Genomic DNA, 19,079 nt, shown 5'->3' with positions numbered 1-19,079 from the left:
TGACGCTCGCCGGCCTCCGTCGTAGACCTTCAGCCCAGGATTTATGAGGAGACAGGACGATGGATATTCGCCAGATCGACGATGAATATTCGGTTTCGGGCCAGATCACGCTCGAGGACCTCGACCAGATCAAGGCGCTGGGGTTCAAATCGATCGTCTGCCACCGCCCCGACCATGAGAGCCCGGATCAGACCTCGTTCTCGGTCATCGAGGCGCGCGCGCGGGAACTCGGCCTCGAGATCACCCATGTGCCTGTTGGCCCGATGGGCGTGACCGAGGAGGCGGTGCAGGGCATGGTCGATGCGCTCGACGAATTCCCACGGCCGATGCTCGGCTATTGCCGTTCCGGCGCCCGCTCGACGGCGATCTACCAGAAGACCCACCATATCCGCAGCTAGGCCCGGTCCCGGCTGCCGATTTTCCGGCGCTGCACCGCAGCGCCGTCGCTTTTCCATTCACTCAGGAGACTATGATGAGCATTAAGCGTATCGACGTCGGCGCACGCATGAGCGGCGCCGTCATTCACGGCAACACGGTTTATCTCGCAGGCCAGGTCGGCGAGGGCGAAAGCGTCACCGATCAGTGCAAGTCCTCGCTTGCTGAAGTCGACCGCCTGCTGGCCGCGGCCGGCAGCAACAAGTCGAAGATCCTGCAGACGATCGTCTATCTCTCCGACATCGCTTATTTCGCCGAGATGAACGCCGCCTGGGAAGCCTGGATCGATCCGGCCAATCCGCCGGCCCGCGCCACCAGCGAAGCCAAGCTCGCCGCGCCGAAATACAAGGTTGAGTTCATCGTCACGGCCGCGATCGACTAAAGCGCGGCAGCGTCAAATTTGATTGATGCGATGCGCTTTAGGCCTTTGTTTTTATGCATGTCGTTGTCCCGGAACCGCTGCACACTTCCGGACGACATGCAGTAAGGTCGCCGCAGAATTGCATCAAAGCCGGTAGGTGCCTGACCAACCCGAATGGGCCGGTCGGGGGCTTACCGGCTTTTTGTTTGCGCGATTTCCGAGAGCGTGCGCGTCGGCGTGATCGCCTCGGGATCGAGTTTGACTTCGATGATCGCCGGCTTGCCGCTGTCGCGCGCCCGCTCGAAGGCTCCGGCGAATTCCTCCGTCCGTTCCACCGTCTCGCCGTGGCCGCCATAGGCGCGGGCAAGGGCTGCGAAATCGGGATTAGTCAGATCGGTGCTGCTGACGCGGCCGGGATATTCGCGTTCCTGATGCATGCGGATGGTGCCGTACATGCCGTTGTTGACGACGATTGCGATGATCGGCAGCCCGTAGCGGATGGCGGTGGCGAATTCCTGGCCGTGCATCAGGAAACAGCCGTCGCCGGCAAAGCAAATAACTTGGCGCTCGGGAAAGAGTCGTTTGGCGGCGACGGCGGCGGGCAGGCCATAACCCATCGAGCCGGAGGTCGGGGCGGACTGGGTGTTGAAACGGCGGAAACGATGGAAGCGGTGCAGCCAGGTGGCGTAGTTGCCGGCGCCGTTGGTGAAGATCGTATCCGCCGCGGTATTGGCCTCCAGCCATTCCATGATCGGGCCCATTTGAACGGCGCCCGGACCTGTTGCCGGCGGCTTCGACCAGGAAAGATAGGCCTGGTGCATGCGCTGTGTGCGCTCCGCCCAGTGCGGCTCGGCCGGGGCTTCGAGATCGGCGAGCGCGGCGACGAAATCGGAAGGAGCGGCGCAGATGGCGAGATCCGGGCGGTAGACGCGTCCCAGTTCGGAAGGATCGGGATAGACGTGCACCAGCGATTGTTGGGGGTAGGGGATATCGATCAGCGTATAGGAAGAGGACGGCATTTCCGACATGCGGCCGCCAAGGAGGATCAGCAGGTCGCTTTCCTTGATTTCCTTGGCGAGGACAGGATTGATGCCGATGCCGACATCGCCGGCGTAACAGGGATGGAGATGATCGAACAGCATCTGCCTACGGAAGGAGCAGCCGACGGGAAGCTGGAAACGCTCGGCAAAGCCTGCAAAATCGGCGACGGCATCGGCATCCCAGCGCGTGCCGCCGAGGATCACCATCGGCCGCTCGGCCTTCAGCAGTCTGACATAGAGATCGTCGATCTGGCTGCGGCCGGGATGCGCCTCGACGCTCACGTAACGCTTGGGGCGGGGCGCCTCGACTTCGTCGCGCAGCATATCCTCCGGCAGCGTCAACACGACGGGGCCGGGGCGGCCGGAGGTTGCGATCGCGAAGGCGCGGGTGACGAACTCGGGAATGCGGGCGGCATCGTCTATCTCGCCCACCCATTTGGCGAATTCGGTGAAGGCGCGGCGGAATTCGACTTCCTGGAAGGCCTCGCGCTCGCGGGCTTCGCGTTGCACCTGACCGATGAAGAGGATCATCGGGATCGAATCCTGCTTGGCGATATGCAGGCCGGCGGAGGCGTTGGTGGCGCCGGGGCCGCGGGTGACTATGCAGATGCCGGGTTCGCCGGTCAGCCTGCCCCAGCAATCGGCCATAATCGCCGCACCGCCCTCCTGGCGGCAGACGAGGACATCGATATCGCTGTCGCGCAGGGCATCGAGGACTGCAAGAAAACTCTCTCCGGGCACGCAGGAGAGGCGTTTGACGCCATTGGCCTTCAACGCCTCGACGATCAGTTCCCCACCGGTCTTCTTCATGACGATGCCTCCCTCTCGCGCTCGGCGAGCTCCGCCAGAATTTCTTCCCTGTGTTCGTCGAGGCGCGGGCTCGGCCTGAGGTAATGCAGCGGCGTCTCGGACAGCACCACCGGCGTCCTGACCCCAGGGATGAGCGTACCGGCGGCATCCGCAAGATCGATCCGCAGACCGCGGGCGCGCACCTGCGGATCGGCGAACATCTCCTCGATCGTATTGATCGCGCCGGCAGGCACCCCGTTCTCTTCACAGGCCTTCAACAGGTCCGCCTTCTGCCATTTCAGCGTCTCGGTCGAAACAAGCCGGCGTAGCTCGGCCCGATTGCCGACCCGGGCCCTATTGGTGGCGAAACGGTGGTCGTCGGCGATCGTTTCAAGGCCGAGGATGGTGCAGAGGCGAGCGAACTGGCCGTCATTGCCGACGGCAAGAATGAGGTAGCCATCGGCCGCCGGCACGACCTCATAGGGCGAGATATTCGGATGGGCGTTGCCGAGCCGGGTCGGTGCAGCGCCGGAGACGAGGTAGTTCAGGTTCTGATTGGCGAGCACGGCCGATTGCACATCGAGCAACGCCATGTCGATGAGCTGGCCTTCGCCGGTTTTCAGGGCATGGATCAGGGCGGCCTCGATTGCCGAGACGGCATAGATGCCGGTGAAGATATCGGCGATCGCCACACCTGCCTTCATCGGCTGGCCGTCGGGCTCGCCGGTAATCGACATGAAGCCGGACATGCCCTGGACGATGTAATCATAGCCGGCGAGGCTGGCATAGGGGCCGGTCTGGCCGAAGCCGGTGATCGAGCAATAGACGAGCTTCGGGTTCAGGCTGCGCAGGCTGTGGTAATCGAGCCCGTATTTGACGAGCCCGCCGAGCTTGAAGTTCTCGATCACCACGTCAGCTGTGGCGACCAGGCGGCGGACGAGATCCTGACCCTCGGGGCTTTTCAGGTCGACGGCAATGGAGCGTTTGCCGCGATTGGCGGCGTGGTAATAGGCGGCCGAGAGGTTTTCGCCGTCGGCACCTTCGACGAAGGGCGGGCCCCATTGGCGCGTATCGTCGCCGCCGTCGGGATGTTCGACCTTGATGACATCAGCGCCGAGATCGGCGAGCATCTGCCCCGCCCAAGGGCCGGCCAGCACGCGGGCGAGCTCGATCACCCGGATACCGGCAAGCGGCGGTTTTTTCGTCAGGCTCTCGGTCATGGTCCTCCCGGGCAATCTACGGCGCCAGCGTCGCTTCAGATGTATCGGATACTGGTTTGGAAGCAAAGCGGCGCTCGCGCCAAAGGATGTAGATGCCGGAGGCGATGATGATCATGATCCCGAGCCATTTGATCGCATCCGGAAAGTCGCCGAAAACAAGCCAGGCGAAGATCGTCGCCGAGACGATCTCGAAATATTGCAGCGGCGCCAGCGTTGAAGCTGGTGCGGCGCGATAGGCGTAGACGCCGAAGATGCCCGCTATCGCGGCCATGGCGCCGACGCCGGCGACATAGAACCAGGCGCTGCCTGCGGGCATGACGGGATCGAAGATGTCGGAGCCGCTTCCATCGCCGGCAAGAAGCAGGACGGCGCAGAAGATGAGGCCCCAGATGCCCATCTGGAACTGCATAGCCCATGGATCTTCCTTGTGCGACAGAACGCGGGTCATCAGCACGAAAATGGCGATGCAGAGGGCGGTGAGGACGGGCAGGAGCGCGATGTAGCCGACTTCGTTGAAGCTCGGCTGGATGATCAGCATCGCCCCGAAGAAGCCGACACCGCAGGCGGTGTAGCGCCGCCAGCCGATCGTCTCTTTCAGGAAAATGCCGCCGAGGATCGTCACGATGATCGGCTCGACGAAGAAGATCGCGATTGCATCGGCGACCGCCATGTATTTCAGCGTGGTGACGAAGGAGATCATCGAGATGGTGATGATCGCGCCGCGGATGGCGTGGAACAGGCTCTGGCGCCAGGAGAAATCAGCAAAGCGGCGCCGCCATACCACGATCGGCAGCATGCAGAGCGCCTGCACCGCGAAGCGGCCGGCGGTGATCTCGGCGGAGGGGACGGTGGCGACGGCAAGTTTGGCGAAGATATCGATGAGCGGCGAGAACATCACCGAAAGAAACATCAGCGCAAGCCCCATCGTCACGTCGGAGGGGGATGAAACGGGCCGGGCGGAGGTGCTGCTCATGGTGGGGTTCTCGTCATCCGGGATATTGGCCCTTCAGCTTTTGCAGACCGCGCCGTCACACCAGTCGGCGAAGGCGGCAATCGCCGCCTCTGCGCCGGTGTCATTCAGCGTTTCGTGCCGCATGTCCTGATATATCTCAGTGCTGATACGGGAGAAGCCCTGGCGTTTCAAATGGTTTGACAGCCAGGCTACCGCTTTTCCACGCTCGGTCGCCGGATCTTCTGCGCCGCCGACCAGATGGATCGGCAGGTCGTGCCGCAGCCGGTCGAGATGGATCTTTTGCGGTGCCCGAAAGGTCAGTTCGAAGACATCGAGCCAGAGCGAAACCGAGGTGTCGAAGCCGCAAAGAGGGTCGGCGACATATTTGTCGACTTCGTCGGGAATATGCGAGAGCCAGTCGAATTCCGTGCGGCGGTCGGCGATGGACCGGCCCCAGGCGGCGAAGGTGAGTTTCGGCAGGAGGCCGCTCGGCACGTCCGAACCTTTCAGCATGCGTTCGGCGGTGAGGATCGCCTGGGCGGCGCGGCCGGCAAGACCGACGGCGAAATTGGAGTTCCACAGGGCGACCGCGTCGAAGTCGGCCGGAGCGGTGACGGCGGCATTGAGCGCGATGAGACCGCCCATCGAGTGGCCGAAGAGGATGACCTTCAGGCCGGGATGGCGCGAGGCCGCGTGAGCACGCATGGCAATGATGTCGCCGATCACCCGTTCGACGCCATCCCGCCGCGCGAAGCGGCCGATCGGGGCATCGGGCGCCGTCGTCTCGCCGTGGCCGCGGTGATCATGGGCATAGACGTGATAGCCGCGCGCCGCCATGACCTCGGCAAAGCGGCGATACCGCTTCGAGTGCTCCGCCAGGCCATGCGATATCAATAGAATGCCGCATGCGGGGGCGGTGGCTTCGGCATGGTGATAGGCCAGCGATGCTCCCGGCACGCAGAGCCATTGCGTTTCAAAAAACATCCGGATCCTCCCAGCCGCAGAGCAGATCGCTACCGCATAATTCCGCAAAGCGAAATCGATTTGAGGGATTATGCTTCAACTCAAAGTGACAGAGCGTCCTTGGTGTGACTTTAAAGCGTTTGCCGCAATTGATAACAAATTACAGGAGCATTGCGATTCAGGGTTGCTGACGTTTACTCTTTGTGCTTATCTGTTCCTGCATTGTTCTTCTATGGGGGTTGAAATGAGCAGCATGCAGTTGCGTACCTTGACATTCGCCGTATCGATGGCCCTTGCCGGCGCCGCCATGGCGCAGCAGGCCGACGGGCGTACCCGTTTCATTCTTGCGGCGAGCTGGCAGCCCGCCTTTTGCCAGACGAACCAGAAGAAGGCCGAATGCGCAAGCCAGACCGGCGAACGCCATGATGCGACGAACTTCTCGCTGCACGGCCTTTGGCCGATGCGGCAGAACTATTGCGGCGTGAGCGACGATCAGAAGGCCGCTGACAAGGACGGCAAATGGGCTAGCTTGCCTCAGGTCACGCTTTCGGCCGAGACACAGGCGGCGCTGGTAAAGGCGATGCCCGGCACGCAATCCGGCCTGGAACGGCATGAATGGACGAAGCACGGCACCTGCACGAAAATGAGCGCCGAGGATTATTTTGGCGTCGGCGTGCATCTGTTGGGTGGGCTCAACGCGTCGGCGGTGCGCGAGCTTTTCGCTGCCAATATTGGTAAACCGGTCAAGGCCGAAGCGATCAAGGCGGCTTTCGACAAGAGCTTCGGGCCGGGCGCCGGCGATCGCGTCAAGATGAGCTGCCGGCGGGCCGGCAATGTCAAGATGATCAGCGGCCTGACGATCGGGCTTTCGGAGGCTGCCGGATCGGCGTCGGCGAAAAGCGCCGGGCTTGGCGATCTGATCCAGGGGGCGGGAAAAACCTCTTTCGGCTGCGATGAAGGTGTCGTCGATGCGGCGGGCTTCTGACCGGAATCCTGCCTAAACCGGGTTTCGGCGTTGCCCATAGGCGCTGTTTCGCCTACATAGCGGCACGAAACGAAGTTTCCCGCCCGGAGCAGCGCAGCATGGCACGTCAATTCATCTATCATATGTCCGGCCTCAACAAGGCCTATGGCAACAAGAAGATCCTGGAGAACATCCACCTTTCTTTCTACCCGGATGCCAAGATCGGCATCCTCGGGCCGAACGGCGCCGGTAAATCCACTGTGCTGCGCATCATTGCCGGCCAGGACAAGGAATATACCGGCGAAGCCTGGCTGGCCGAGGGTGCCACAGTCGGCTATCTCGAGCAGGAACCGCGTCTCGACCCGAACAAGACGGTGTTCGAAAACGTCATGGAAGGCGTTGCCTCGAAGACGGCGATCCTCGATCGCTACAACGAATTGATGATGAACTATTCCGACGAGACCGCGGAAGAGGGCGCCAAGCTGCAGGATATCATCGACAGCCAGAACCTCTGGGATCTGGAAAGCCAGGTCGAGATGGCGATGGAAGCCCTGCGCTGCCCGCCGCGCGACGCCGATGTCAGTAGCCTGTCCGGTGGTGAACGCCGCCGTATCGCGCTCTGCCGCCTGCTGCTTTCGCAGCCGGATCTGCTGTTGCTCGACGAACCGACCAACCATCTCGACGCCGAAACCATCGCCTGGCTCGAAAAGCATCTGCGCGACTATCCCGGCGCGGTGATGATGATCACCCACGATCGCTACTTCCTCGACAACGTCACGGGATGGATCCTCGAACTCGACCGCGGTCGCGGCATCCCTTACGAAGGCAATTATTCGGCCTATCTGCTGGCGAAGGCCAAGCGCATGGAGCAGGAAGGTCGCGAGGAGGCCTCGCGCCAGAAGGCCATCAGCCGCGAACGGGAATGGATCGCGTCCAGCCCGAAGGCCCGTCAGGCCAAGTCCAAGGCGCGTATCAAGTCCTATGAGCAGCTGGTGGATGCTGCCGAGAAGCAGCGTCCCGGCGACGCGCAAATCATCATCCCGGTCAGCGAGCGCCTCGGCCAGGTGGTCATCGAGATGGAGGGCATCACCAAGGGCTTCGAGGGCCGCACGCTGATCAACGACCTTTCGATCAAGCTGCCGCCGGGCGGCATCGTCGGCGTCATCGGTCCGAACGGTGCCGGCAAGACGACGCTGTTCAAGATGATCACCGGCCAGGAAAAGCCTGACAGCGGTTCGATCCGCATCGGTGAGACCGTGCATCTCGGTTATGTCGACCAGAGCCGTGACGCGCTTGCCGGCGACAAAACTGTGTGGGAGGAAATCTCCGGCGGTGCCGAAATCATCAAGCTCGGCAAGTTCGACATGAACTCGCGCGCCTATTGCGGCGCCTTCAACTTCAAGGGCGGCGATCAGCAGCAGAAGGTCGGCAATCTCTCCGGCGGTCAGCGCAACCGCGTTCACCTCGCCAAGATGCTGAAGGCCGGCGGCAACGTTCTGCTGCTCGACGAACCGACCAACGACCTCGACACGGAAACGCTGGGCGCGCTGGAAAACGCGCTGGAGAACTTCGCCGGCTGCGCCATCATCATCAGCCACGACCGCATGTTCCTCGACCGTCTGGCGACGCACATTCTCGCTTTCGAAGGCGAAGGCCATGTCGAATGGTTCGAAGGCAACTTCGAGGATTATGAAGAGGACAAGGTCCGCCGCCTCGGCCCGGACGCCCTCAACCCGGGCAGCCAGGCCCATAAGCGTCTGACGCGCTGATTGTCCCACTTTTCGATTGCGAAAGCCCCGGTTCGACCGGGGCTTTTTCGTGTCCGGCGCTGTCGCAATTTGAGCAGGCAATTTCGCGGAGAGTGCGAATTGCCGCTTGCCACCGCTTTTCAAATCACATAAAGATATCTTTATATCTTGATTGGGCCAATGATGAGCGAACCTTTGAAGCTGGGACTGGATGGGTTGGTGGACGTCTTGAAGGCGGCCGGCGAGCCAACGCGTCTGCGGCTTCTGGCGCTTCTCGATGGCGGCGATCTGACGGTGACCGATCTTACCGAAATTCTTGGCCAGTCCCAGCCCCGTATCTCCCGCCACCTGAAGCTGCTCGGCGAGGCCGAACTGATAGAGCGCTATCAGGAAGGCGCCTGGGCCTACTTCCGCCTCAAGCAGGACGGCAAGGCGGCAATGCTCGTGCGGGCCTTGCTGAAACATGTCTCCGAAAACGATCCGACCGTCCTTCGTGACGGCGAGCGGCTGTCGGCGGTCAAGCGCCAACGGGCCGAGCGGGCACAGGCCTATTTCAGCCGCAACGCGGCGGAATGGGACGAGCTTCGCCGCCTGCATGCAGCCGACGAGGAAGTCGATGCCGCCGTCATCCGGCTGCTCGGCAACCAGCCGATCGATTCACTGCTCGACCTCGGCACCGGCACCGGCCGTATCCTCGAACTCCTGGCCGGGCTCTACCGCCGGGCGATCGGTGTCGATGCCAGCCGCGACATGCTAAGCGTGGCGCGCGCCAATCTAGACAAGTCCCGCATCACCAAAGCGACCGTTCGCCACGCCGATATTCTGAACCTGCCGTTCGAGGGACAGGATTTCGATCTAGTGACGATCCATCAGGTGCTGCATTTCTTCGACCAGCCGGAGATTGCCATCGCCGAAGCGGCGCGCATGCTGCGGCCGGGCGGCCGGCTCGTGGTCATCGACCTTGCGCCGCATACGCTCGAATATCTCCGCGACGAGCATGCGCATGTGCGTCTCGGCTTTTCGCACCAGGCGATGTCCGACTGGCTGCGCAAGGCCGGGCTCGACGTCGAGCAGGTCGTCGATCTTCATCCGGGTCAGCAGAGCGGGCAGGGGCTGACGGTCACCGTCTGGCTCGCACGCGATCCGAGGCGCCTCATGGCTTCGCAACTAAGCGAAGGCGCCGAACCTACATTTGCCGGGAGAGTATGATATGGCTTTGAAAGAAGAAGCGCAGGTGCGCGACATCGGGATCTCCTTCGAATTCTTCCCGCCGAAATCGGAAGAGATGGAAGGCCAGCTCTGGAATACCGTCAGCGAGCTGCAGGACTGGGATCCGGATTTCGTCTCGGTGACCTATGGCGCCGGCGGCACCACCAAGGCGCCGACGCTGACCGCCGTCACGCGTTTCCTGTCGCAGACCCCGCTTGCCACCGCTTCGCACCTGACCTGCGTCGGCGCGACGAAGGAAGAGACGCATCAGATGATCGAAACCTTCCGCAAGGTCGGCGTGACGCATTTCGTGGCGCTGCGCGGCGATGCGCCGGGCGGCGCCGGCGCGCCCTACCAGCCGCATCCCGGCGGCTATGCCAATGCGGCGGAGCTCGTGGCCGGCCTCAAGGCGATCGGCGATTTCGAAATCTCAGTCTCCGCCTATCCGGAAAAGCATCCGGAAAGCCGCGACACAGCCGCCGATATCGACATGCTGAAACGCAAAGCCGACAACGGCGCCGACCGGGCGCTGACGCAGTTCTTCTTCGACAACGACAATTTCGAGCGTTACCTGGAGCGGGTGCGCAAGGCCGGCATCTCGATCCCGATCGTGCCCGGCATCATGCCGATCCAGAACCTGACGCAGCTCAAGCGTTTCGCCGGCGCCTGCGGCGCGATTATCCCCGGCTTTCTTGACGAGCGTTTTGCGGGCTTTGACGACAAGCCCGAAGAGCGGGCGAAGGTCGCAGCCGATGTCGCCGCCGAGCAGATCGAAGATCTCGTCCGGCGTGGCATCCGGGATTTCCATCTCTATACGATGAACCGTTCGCCGCTCGTTTCCGCCGTGCTCGACAATCTCGGCCTCTCCCGCCGGGCGGCAAAAAACGCCGGCGCGGCTGCCTGATTTTTTCCGCGGCCATCAACGTGAAAAGCGCATGTCGGGCGGGACATGCGCTTTCTCGTTGGCGGATTGATCAGGGGAGTTCAGGTACTACCAGTCGTCACACCCCGCCGGCCAGCTCAGATAAAGAGCATGGACAAGACGAATGCAAACGCTGCACTGACCAACAGAACATTCAAGGATTGCGTGAGTCCCATGTCTGTCTCCTCGCGTTAACCTGCCAATAATATGTCGGAAATGTGTCGGTTGGGAAGCGGAATCTATGCTGCACCGCGGAACAGGGCGGTGGATAAGTCGAAGACTGAATCCGCAAACTGTTGAAATCGAAGGCCTATTCGCGGCAAAATCTTATTCACAGAATTTAACATGCGGTTAAATCGGGCGATTGCCGATTTACCTATGCGCCTGAAACATGGCGCTCAGCCAAGCGGTTGAAATCATGCGGGATTTTCAACCATTCTTCAGGCTGTCCTGGCCAGCAGGCGATAGGCACGGCCATCGAGGATGACAAGGCCGAAGCCGATCAGCGCCATGCCGGCGAATTCGGCAAGTGTGAGCCGTTCGCCGAGGAAAAGCACACTGAGAAGGATGGCGCTCGGCGGCACCAGCAGCGTGACGAGCGAGGCATTGGTGGCGCCGGCCGCCGCCATGATCCGGAAATAGAGAATATAGGCGAAGGCGGTCGACACCAGCGCCAGCGCCAGTACGGCTACGAAAATATCGAGCGACGGCCAGGGGAGCGTCCAGGGGCGATCGGCCAAGAGCGACAGGGGCAAGGCGATCAACGAGGACGCCGTCAACTGGCCGGCTGCGGTGACGGGGGCCGGAATAGTCTTGAACCGTTTGCCGTAAGTGGCTGCGAACCCATAGGAGACGGCGGCAAATACCGGAAACAGCAGCGCCCAGAGCGGCGCTTCGCCACTGGCCGACAGGCTGGGGCTGATCAGCACGATCGTTCCGGCCAGGCCGACGAGGCAGCCGGCAATCTTGGCAGATGACAGCTTCTCATCGGAAGTGACGTAGTTGGCGATCAACACGGTCCAAATCGGCGTCGTCGCGTTCAGAATCGCCGCAAGGCCGGCGCCGATGCGGGTCTGGCCGAAGAAGATCAGAGCGTGCGGAAGCGCGTTGTTGATGAGCCCGAGGATCAGGAATTCGCGCCAGTGGGCTTCCAGGATCGGATAGATGCCGAAACGGCCGGCGATGTAGATGTGCAGCGCAATCGCGGCCAGCAGCAGACGGAGGAAGACGAGGGTCAGCGGCGGGACATGCTGGACGGCGATGCTGGCAAAGAAGAAAGACCCGCCCCAGATGAGACCGAGCAGGAGCAGCAGGCTCCAGGTCCAGGCGTTCATTCTGTTGTCCATGCCGCCTTCCCTTCATCCCAAGCCGCGTCGCCGCGTCGAAACCCGATCGCGGATCCTCACCATGAGCTTTAACGCCGACGGCGCGCGGCGCCACCCGTTTCTTGCGAAGCGAGCGGCGTAGCGGCAGCGGCGATCAGAGGGCGTTGAGAAGCGCCGGCGTCGCCCAGCCGTCGGCCGGTATGCCGAGGCGCTGCTGTTCCTTCTGGATCGCGATACGCGTGCCGGAGCCGAGGATGCCGTCGATCTCGCCGACGTCGTGGCCGAGCGACTGGAGTTTGGTCTGCAGCGTCTTCATCTGGTCGTTGGCGAGGCCTTGTTCAGGCGTGCCCTTGAGATAGGTCGGGGCGCCGGAGAGCCGGGTCGCGAAATAGGCGGCCGACGTCGTATAGATGAACGACTTGTTCCATTCGAGATAGATCTTGAAATTCGGGTAGGCGATGAAGGCCGGTCCCATGCGGCCCTGCGGCAGCACAAGGTCGCCCTCGAGATCGCCGAAAGCCGTGTTGCCGTCGCGCGGCTTGACGCCGAGCGCGAACCACTCGCTGGCCTTCATCGTGCCGCCAAGGCCGGATTTCTCGAAGGGCAGATTGTCGGGCAGGGTGACTTCCTGCAGCCAGGGCTGTCCGCGCTCGAAGCCGAGGTGCTGGATGAATTTCGCCGCCGTCAGGACGGCGTCAGGGCTGCTCTGCTTCAGGCGGACATGGCCGTCGCCATCGCCGTCCATGCCGTAGGCGATGATGTCGCGTGGCAGCATCTGCACCTGGCCGATCTCGCCGGCCCAGGCGCCGGTATTGGTGGCAGGGTCGAGGTCGCCATGCTGGACCATCTCGATGAGAGCGATCAACTGCGGGCGGAAGAGTTCCGGGCGGCGGCAGTCATGCGACAGCGTCACCAGGGCGTTGCGGGTGTTGAAATCGCCCTGGACGGCGCCGAAATCGGTTTCCATCGCCCAGAAGGCGGTGATGACGCCCGCGGGAACGCCGAATTCCTGTTCGGCCCGGGCAAAGACGTCGGCATATTGCTTCATCTTCTGGCGGCCGATGTCGAGGCGGGCCTGGCTGACGGTGCGCTGGGAGAATTCGAGGAAGGTCTGCTTGAAGACGCCCTGAGCGCGATCCCGGCTGAGCACCTTGGAATCGATCTCGGCACCGGCAAGCGCTTGGTCGGCGGCCGCAGCACTGGCGCCCGCGGCAACCGCATCGGCCTTGACACCCTCAAGGAAGGCGGACAGATCGCCGCCGCAGGGCGCTGTCGAGGAGGCGGAGGCGGCAGGCGCCTGCTGGGCGGCCGCGCCGCCGGCAAAGGTCAGGGCAAACAGGAGGGCGAGTGCAGAGCGGCTTGTGAGCGAGCGGTGCATGAAATGCGGTCCTTATAGCAAAATAGCAAATGGATGCCGTCGCTTTCACAGAGGAATGTGACGGAAGCAAGAAAGATTGAAAGAGGTTACTAAGAATTTCTATCCTTGGAAACGGTCGCGACCCAGTTGTTCCAGTTCTTTGCGCTGCCGGCAAAGACGTTGATGTCGGTCGGTCCCTTGATGCCGGGAACAACGCCGGTCGAGGTATATTGCCAGAAGGCCCAGCGGCGGTCGGAATAGGTCGCTTCGGGGTGCTTGGCCACGGAGCGCACCCAGAAATGATAGTCCGGGAAGTAGCCGACGAGATTCTCCCGGTGGAAATCGACCGAAGTGTAGATGATCGGGCGTTTGCCGTAATAGGCCTCCAGCCGGTCCATGAAGCGCTGCATTTCGGCGCGCACGGTTGTCGGGTCGGGGCGATAGCGGCAGGTCTTCGATTCGCCGTTCCATTCGACGTCGAGCACCGGCGGCAGGCGCATGGCGTCCTTCGGGACGTTGCTGATGAACCAATCGGCCTGCTGGTCGGCCGAGGAGCAGAAATAATAGAAATGATAGGGAGCGTGCGGGATACCGGCGGCGCGGGCCTCGCGCCAATATTCATCGAAGCGGGCATCGAGCCTGTCCTTGCCCTCCGTCGCCTTGATGAAGGCGAAGGCGACGCCCGAATTCTTCACGCTCGCCCAGTCGATATCACCCTGCCATTTGGAGATGTCGATGCCGTGCACATCGTTCTGATGCGGGTGCTTCGCGCCAAAATTCTGCGGATCGGTGTCCTTGAAGCGCGTTTTCGGGTTGATCGATGCCGTTTCGAGGGAGTCATAACCGGAGGAGGAGCAGCCGGCGAGCATGATGGCCAGAGGCAGAACGCAATACAAAAGCCGGCGCATGGGTATCCCGTCGTGAATCGAATGATCTCTTTGCCCCACAGCCTGACCTTCGAAAATGACGAGCCCAGCAGAGGAATAACCCTCTTTTCACCATATCAACGTAAAAAATCGGTTAGTTTCAAGCGAATTATGTGCGCTTGCTGATAATAGCCGCCCGCCAGGCATAACCGCCGCCGACGGTTTCGAAGATCAATCGCGCATTGTGCTCCCCAGCCTGCGCTTCCAGAACCTCCCGCAGATCGGAGCGCGGGGTGACGTGGAATTTTGCAAGCCAGGACTGCAGCATGCGGCGGAACCAGCGCGGCAGATCTTCCTGCTGGCCGAAATCGACGATGTGCAACTGGCCGCCGGGATTGAGCGCGGCGATCGACGCATCGACGGCCCGCTCCCAATCTGGGATCATCGACAGGGCATAGGAGATCAGGATGCGGTCGAAGCCGCTGACGCCGAATTCGCGCGGTGTGAACGCCGTGGCGTCGGCGATGCGGAATTCCGGGATCGTCGCCTTGGCGGCGAAGGTCTTGCGGGCCGAGATCAGCATTTCCTGGGAAATGTCGAGGCCGAACAGCTTGGCGGCCGGGAAATGCTTGTGAGCCAAAGCCATGTTGCGCCCGGTGCCGCAGCCGACTTCAAGCAGGGTGCCGCCCTCCGGTACGTCGAGATTGCGGATCGTGCTGTCGCGGCCGAGGAGGTAATATTTGCGGGTGAAGTCGTAGATATGGCGCTGGTAGCGGTACATGCCATCCATGAGGCTGGCATGTTGATCGCTCTTTCCCGCCGCCTCGGTGCCAACCTTGCTCACGCCTTCTTCCCGTAGATGTGGAAACCGCCATAGATCGCCGAGCGATCGAGCGCGGTCAGTTCGCGTGACTTGTCTTCGAAGTATTCCCACTGGTCGCGGATCGAAGGAGACAGGCGGCCTTCGATGATGCTCTTTTCGGCGGCGGTGCGGAAGATCACCCGGGCGCCGTCGCGCGCCGTGCGGGTGATTTCCCGCCAGACGTCGTTCAACTGCCCATCGGTCATCCAGTCCTGCGCGTCGAGTAGGATATAGCGGTCGCGCGAGGCGGCCGGTTCGCGGGCCAGAAGCTCGGTGAAGCTTGCGTGGTGAACGTTGACGCGGTCGACATTGGCGCGGATCACCTCATAGTGCTCCGGCTTCAGATAGGTCGGCAGCGGGCCTTCCCCTTCAGTGCCGTAGCGGCGGCCGAAGGCCTGCCAGGCGAAATAGTTGTCGCGCATTGGGAAATGACAGGCGAGTTTTTCCAGGCGGTGCTTCAGCACCGGCGCGATCGAATGATCGGCGGCAAGGCTTGCGAGTTCGTCATATTGCTGCGGCGGAATGCCGAGGCCGAAGAGCGAGCTTTTGCGGCCGGTGATCCAGCGTACGACCGGCTTTTCGAAAAGCGGCGCGATCTGCTCATCGAAGAACTGGCGCTGCTCGCGGATCGAGCGGGTCTTGGTCATCTCGCGCAGCTTGACGCCGTGCAGGCGGGCAAGAAGGTGGGCTGCGCCGATGAAGCGGCCGAGCAGGCCGGTTTCATAGATGTTGCGGTCGAACACGGTGACGCGGCGGCGGCCGAACTTGCGGCCGTTCCAGTAGCTGCGGGTCGCCTCGTCGAGCCTGGCGGCAAGATGCCGGTCGTAGGCGCGGCTGTTCGACTTTTCGTTCGGCATCGCCAGGAAGCGGACGAGGTCGGCGTGACCCGGCAGATGCTTGAAGGCGGCAAGCTTCAGGCGGTTCAGCGCGATATGGTGCGGGTTGAGATCGACGACGTCGATCGAGGCCGGCGCCCTGGAGAGATAGGCGAGCATGTTGCAGCCGCCGGAGCCGATGGTGACGATGCGATGGTTGGGCTTCAGCTCCATCGCCTGCATGTCGAGATCCGGATCTTCCCAGATCTGCGGGTAGACGAGGCCGGAGAAGAGGAGGCCGAAGAGACGCTCGGAAAAACCTTCCTTCGAAAAAGCCTTGTGGCGGAGAAGGGCGTCCTTGAGTTTCCGGTTCTTGCGGAAGCCGGCATCCGGTGCAAATTCTGACATGAGTCTGTCACCTTTTTAGCGTTCAGGGCGTGTAGCGCGCCACTGCTACAGTTTGATGACGCGGGCTGTGGGCGCCGGTCCCGCGAGGCTCCGGCATCAATGAAGAGTGATCGCAATGGTGTGCCTTATTCGCGCCGGCCCCTTTCCGACCGGCGCGATTCCTGCTTCTCTCCCGGCATGGAGGAATGCCATGCGATTTGTCCTGCGTGTCCTGAAGGCGCTTGCTCTCCTTGTGGTTCTCATCATCGCCGCCGGGACCGGCTGGCTCTTCGCCTGGCCGCCGGAGCTGTTGCGCGTCGGGGATGGCTACGCCGCCAAGATCGTCTGCTCGAATGTGTTCATTGCCGGCCGGGATGCCGACGATGTGCTGCATGACGACGTCCAGGCGCCGGGAAATCCGCTGCTGAAGCTGGTGCGCGTGAGTGTCGAGCGCGACAGCGGGCGGGTGACGGCGCGTTTCATGGGGTTGTTCGCATCGAGTTATGCGCTCTATCGCGGCGGTCTCGGCTGCACCAGCGTGCCGGACGGCAATTTCGAGGCGGCGATTAAAGCGGTGCCGTTCGATGTACCGGCCAAGATGCAGGCGAACGACGCGGTGTGGCCGCAAGGCGAGGGCAGCGGCAATCAGCCGGACGCGAAGATCGCCGCGGTGCTGGCCGATGCCCGATTTGCCGGCCCGGCGATGCGGGCGATCGTGGTGGTGCGTGACGGCCGTATCGTCGCCGAAGCCTATGGCCGCGGATTTTCGGCAAAGACGCCGCTGATCGGCTGGTCGATGACGAAGACGGTGAACGCAGCCATCCTCGGCCGGCTGATGCTCGACGGCAAGGTTTCCTTCGACGACGATCACTTGATGGCGCAGTGGAAGGACGATCAGCGCGCCAGGATCAAGGTCTCCGACCTGCTCGGCATGGAGAGCGGCCTTGCCTTCAATGAGGATTATGGCAGCGTCGCCGATGTGACGCGTATGCTTTATCTCGATCCCGACATGGTATCGCTGCCGGCCAATGCGCCGATGGAGGCGGCACCCGGCCAGCGCTTCCGCTATTCGAGCGGCACGGCGGTGCTCTTGTCACGCATCTGGATGGACAGGATCGGCAATGCGCAAGCAGCCTTTTCTTATCCGCATGACGCGCTCTTCTCCCCGCTCGGCATGAGCAGCGCCATCTTCGAACTCGACGCGCGCGGCACCTTTGCCGGAAGCTCCTATCTCTACGCGACGGCGCATGACTGGGCGCGCTTCGGACAGTTCCTGCTGCAGGATGGCGTCTGGAATGGCCGGCGATTGCTGCCTGAGGGGTTCGTCGGCGCGATGCGCACGCCGACGGCAGCGTCGAATGGCCGCTATACGCAAGGCCAGGCGTGGCTTGCGCCCGGCAGCTCGAACGCCGCGTTCGGGCTGCCGGAGGATACGTTCTGGCTGTCGGGGCATGACGGGCAGAGCATGGCGATCGTGCCCTCCGCCAATCTGGTCGTCGTCCGGCTCGGCCTGACGCCGGGCTGGCTCGGCTATCAGCCGCAGGCGCTTCTCAAGGCGGTCCTGGAGGCGTCGCCGCAATCGCGGGCGCCGCAACAGCAGGCCGGATCAGAGCGGCAGGTCGAGACGCAGCCATAGGCGCCAGCATCGAATCCGTTTTTCCGGTGGTTGTCAGTAATTGCCCTGGGCGATGTCGTTCATGCCCTTGCGCTTGGCATCATAATAATAGCCTCGCGCGTAGAGGCGGACGGCATCATCTTCCTTGTTGTCGGAGACGAGCCAGGCGCCACGCAGATATTTCGCGGCATATTTGATATTGGTCTCGGCATCGAAGAGACCGCCCGGCGCACCGTCATAGCCCATCGATTTGGCAGTATTGTATTTGATCTGCATAAGGCCGAAATATCCGCGCTTGTTGTAAGCCTTCGGATTGTAGCGGCTCTCGCGATGAACGATGCGGTGAAGCAGCGTCTCGGGAATCGCATAAATCTTCGAATATTTCTGGATGAGCTTGGTGACGAAACTCTTCTCGACGGTCGGCGCGTCGTCCTTATCGTCGTCGCTGAACATTGGGGGAGCGGTCGGCGGATCGATCGGACCGGATTCGTCGAAGCCGTAATCCATGCTGGGACGCGGCGTTGTGTCGACTGCCGCAAGTGCGGCAAGTGCATTGTTCTGCGGTGTCGCGGCAAAGGCAAGCTGCGTCGCCGGCTGTGCCGGGGTCACCGGACGCGGCGTCGGCACGACGGATTGGATCGCCGTCATCTCGGGCGTCAGGGGGATCTGCGCATACGTTGCCGGCTGTAGGCCCGCCTGCATTGTGAGATCGGCGGGCTGAGACGCGCCAACCGTCGGCATCGCCGTTGCGGTCAGAGAGGGCGACGTCTGCGTTTGTGGAAGCATGGCGCCTGCGACCGCCTGGCCAGCTGCGCCCTCGGCCGTCGGGATTGCAGCCAGTGTGGCGTCTTCGCCGGGCTTGGGTGTCGGCACTACGGTCTGAGCGGCTGTCAGTTCGGCCTGGGAGGTGTATTCGACGCTCGCGCAGCCGGTCATCACGCCGCAGCAGAGCACCGTAGAAACGACAAGTCTGCGTTTCAGGCCGGACAATCCGATCGCTACCATTCCGTCACTTTCGTGAAATCGCGCCGCCCGAGCAGCGTTATAAAAGTTACTAAAAAACTTAAACCCTGCCGACCCCATTAACGTATTCGTGGCATTCCGGCAACCGCGGAATATTTCTAGGCCGTGGTGACAAATTAACTATTTGAGCCAAAGCATGATGCTTGCCAGCTTGATGAAGCCGAGGAAATTGGCTGCGAGTTTGTCGTAGCGTGTGGCGAGACGTCGCCATTGTTTGAGCTTGGCG

General features: G+C 62.2%; 17 protein-coding genes and 1 pseudogene. 7 read left to right on the top strand and 11 right to left on the bottom strand.

Features of this window, described 5'->3' with window-relative positions; translation table 11 throughout:
- Positions 1-59: 59 nt before the first annotated feature.
- On the top strand, positions 60-398 hold the full coding sequence (locus A7X77_RS30070) for a TIGR01244 family sulfur transferase (protein ID WP_064686469.1): 339 nt from the start codon (positions 60-62) through the stop codon (positions 396-398).
- 74 nt (positions 399-472) lie between these two features.
- A complete protein-coding gene (locus A7X77_RS30065; RefSeq protein WP_064686468.1) occupies positions 473-817 on the top strand; it encodes a RidA family protein in 345 nt (114 codons plus the stop codon).
- Positions 818-987: 170 nt separating this feature from the next.
- Here the strand turns inward: A7X77_RS30065 and A7X77_RS30060 are convergent, their stop codons facing one another.
- From A7X77_RS30060 to A7X77_RS30045, 4 genes are read right to left on the bottom strand one after another with little or no spacing between them, the layout of a single operon-like run.
- Positions 988-2,646, bottom strand: coding sequence for a thiamine pyrophosphate-binding protein (locus tag A7X77_RS30060; RefSeq protein ID WP_064686467.1), 1,659 nt, complete (start codon positions 2,644-2,646; stop codon positions 988-990).
- Positions 2,643-3,845, bottom strand: a complete 1,203-nt coding sequence (locus tag A7X77_RS30055) for a CaiB/BaiF CoA transferase family protein (RefSeq protein ID WP_064686466.1) — start codon at positions 3,843-3,845, stop codon at positions 2,643-2,645. Before A7X77_RS30055 ends, A7X77_RS30060 begins: the two co-directional genes overlap by 4 nt.
- 16 nt (positions 3,846-3,861) lie before the next feature.
- Positions 3,862-4,818, bottom strand: coding sequence for a DMT family transporter (locus A7X77_RS30050; protein ID WP_064686465.1), 957 nt, complete (start codon positions 4,816-4,818; stop codon positions 3,862-3,864).
- Between the two features lie 33 nt (positions 4,819-4,851).
- Positions 4,852-5,781 carry an alpha/beta fold hydrolase gene (locus A7X77_RS30045; RefSeq protein WP_064686464.1) on the bottom strand — a complete coding sequence of 310 codons (930 nt, stop codon included), beginning with the start codon at positions 5,779-5,781 and terminating at the stop codon, positions 4,852-4,854.
- Between the two features lie 223 nt (positions 5,782-6,004).
- Between A7X77_RS30045 and A7X77_RS30040 the strand changes: the two genes are divergently transcribed.
- The 4 genes from A7X77_RS30040 (at position 6,005) to metF (ending at position 10,585) form a co-directional block, all read left to right on the top strand.
- On the top strand, positions 6,005-6,745 hold the full coding sequence (locus A7X77_RS30040) for a ribonuclease T2 family protein (protein WP_064686463.1): 741 nt from the start codon (positions 6,005-6,007) through the stop codon (positions 6,743-6,745).
- Between the two features lie 98 nt (positions 6,746-6,843).
- Entirely contained in the window at positions 6,844-8,493 is a 1,650-nt protein-coding gene (gene ettA, locus A7X77_RS30035; protein ID WP_064686462.1) for an energy-dependent translational throttle protein EttA, read from the top strand.
- Between the two features lie 162 nt (positions 8,494-8,655).
- Positions 8,656-9,681 carry an ArsR/SmtB family transcription factor gene (locus tag A7X77_RS30030; RefSeq protein ID WP_064686482.1) on the top strand — a complete coding sequence of 342 codons (1,026 nt, stop codon included), beginning with the start codon at positions 8,656-8,658 and terminating at the stop codon, positions 9,679-9,681.
- A 1-nt stretch (position 9,682) separates the two neighbouring features.
- On the top strand, positions 9,683-10,585 hold the full coding sequence (gene metF / locus A7X77_RS30025; RefSeq protein WP_064686461.1) for a methylenetetrahydrofolate reductase [NAD(P)H]: 903 nt from the start codon (positions 9,683-9,685) through the stop codon (positions 10,583-10,585).
- A gap of 458 nt (positions 10,586-11,043) precedes the next feature.
- Here metF and A7X77_RS30020 read toward each other — a convergent pair whose 3' ends face one another.
- The 5 genes from A7X77_RS30020 to A7X77_RS30000 all read right to left on the bottom strand — a co-directional run bounded on the left by A7X77_RS30020 (position 11,044) and on the right by A7X77_RS30000 (position 16,236).
- Positions 11,044-11,949 carry a DMT family transporter gene (locus tag A7X77_RS30020; protein ID WP_064686460.1) on the bottom strand — a complete coding sequence of 302 codons (906 nt, stop codon included), beginning with the start codon at positions 11,947-11,949 and terminating at the stop codon, positions 11,044-11,046.
- Positions 11,950-12,082: 133 nt separating this feature from the next.
- The gene (locus A7X77_RS30015; RefSeq protein ID WP_064686459.1) at positions 12,083-13,306 is read right to left on the bottom strand and encodes a lytic murein transglycosylase; all 1,224 of its coding nucleotides are present in this window, start codon (positions 13,304-13,306) and stop codon (positions 12,083-12,085) included.
- A gap of 89 nt (positions 13,307-13,395) precedes the next feature.
- On the bottom strand, positions 13,396-14,193 hold the full coding sequence (locus A7X77_RS30010) for a glycoside hydrolase family 25 protein (RefSeq protein ID WP_064686458.1): 798 nt from the start codon (positions 14,191-14,193) through the stop codon (positions 13,396-13,398).
- 127 nt (positions 14,194-14,320) lie between these two features.
- Positions 14,321-14,995 (bottom strand): class I SAM-dependent methyltransferase, encoded by a 675-nt coding sequence (locus A7X77_RS30005; protein ID WP_064686457.1) that lies wholly within the window; start codon positions 14,993-14,995, stop codon positions 14,321-14,323.
- Positions 14,992-16,236, bottom strand: coding sequence for a DUF3419 family protein (locus tag A7X77_RS30000; protein WP_064686456.1), 1,245 nt, complete (start codon positions 16,234-16,236; stop codon positions 14,992-14,994). The genes A7X77_RS30005 and A7X77_RS30000 overlap by 4 nt, the downstream gene beginning before the upstream one ends.
- Positions 16,237-16,426: 190 nt before the next feature.
- Between A7X77_RS30000 and A7X77_RS29995 the strand changes: the two genes are divergently transcribed.
- Positions 16,427-17,851 (top strand): serine hydrolase domain-containing protein, encoded by a 1,425-nt coding sequence (locus tag A7X77_RS29995; RefSeq protein WP_064686455.1) that lies wholly within the window; start codon positions 16,427-16,429, stop codon positions 17,849-17,851.
- A gap of 33 nt (positions 17,852-17,884) precedes the next feature.
- Here the strand turns inward: A7X77_RS29995 and A7X77_RS29990 are convergent, their stop codons facing one another.
- Entirely contained in the window at positions 17,885-18,835 is a 951-nt protein-coding gene (locus A7X77_RS29990) for a transglycosylase SLT domain-containing protein (RefSeq protein WP_064686454.1), read from the bottom strand.
- A 138-nt stretch (positions 18,836-18,973) separates the two neighbouring features.
- Positions 18,974-19,079, bottom strand: a pseudogene (locus A7X77_RS29985) (IS5 family transposase); the annotation flags it as partial.

This window comes from Rhizobium bangladeshense (genome assembly GCF_001662075.1).
GTDB classification, from domain to species: domain Bacteria; phylum Pseudomonadota; class Alphaproteobacteria; order Rhizobiales; family Rhizobiaceae; genus Rhizobium; species Rhizobium bangladeshense_B.
This window is presented reverse-complemented; position numbering and strand designations above follow the sequence as displayed.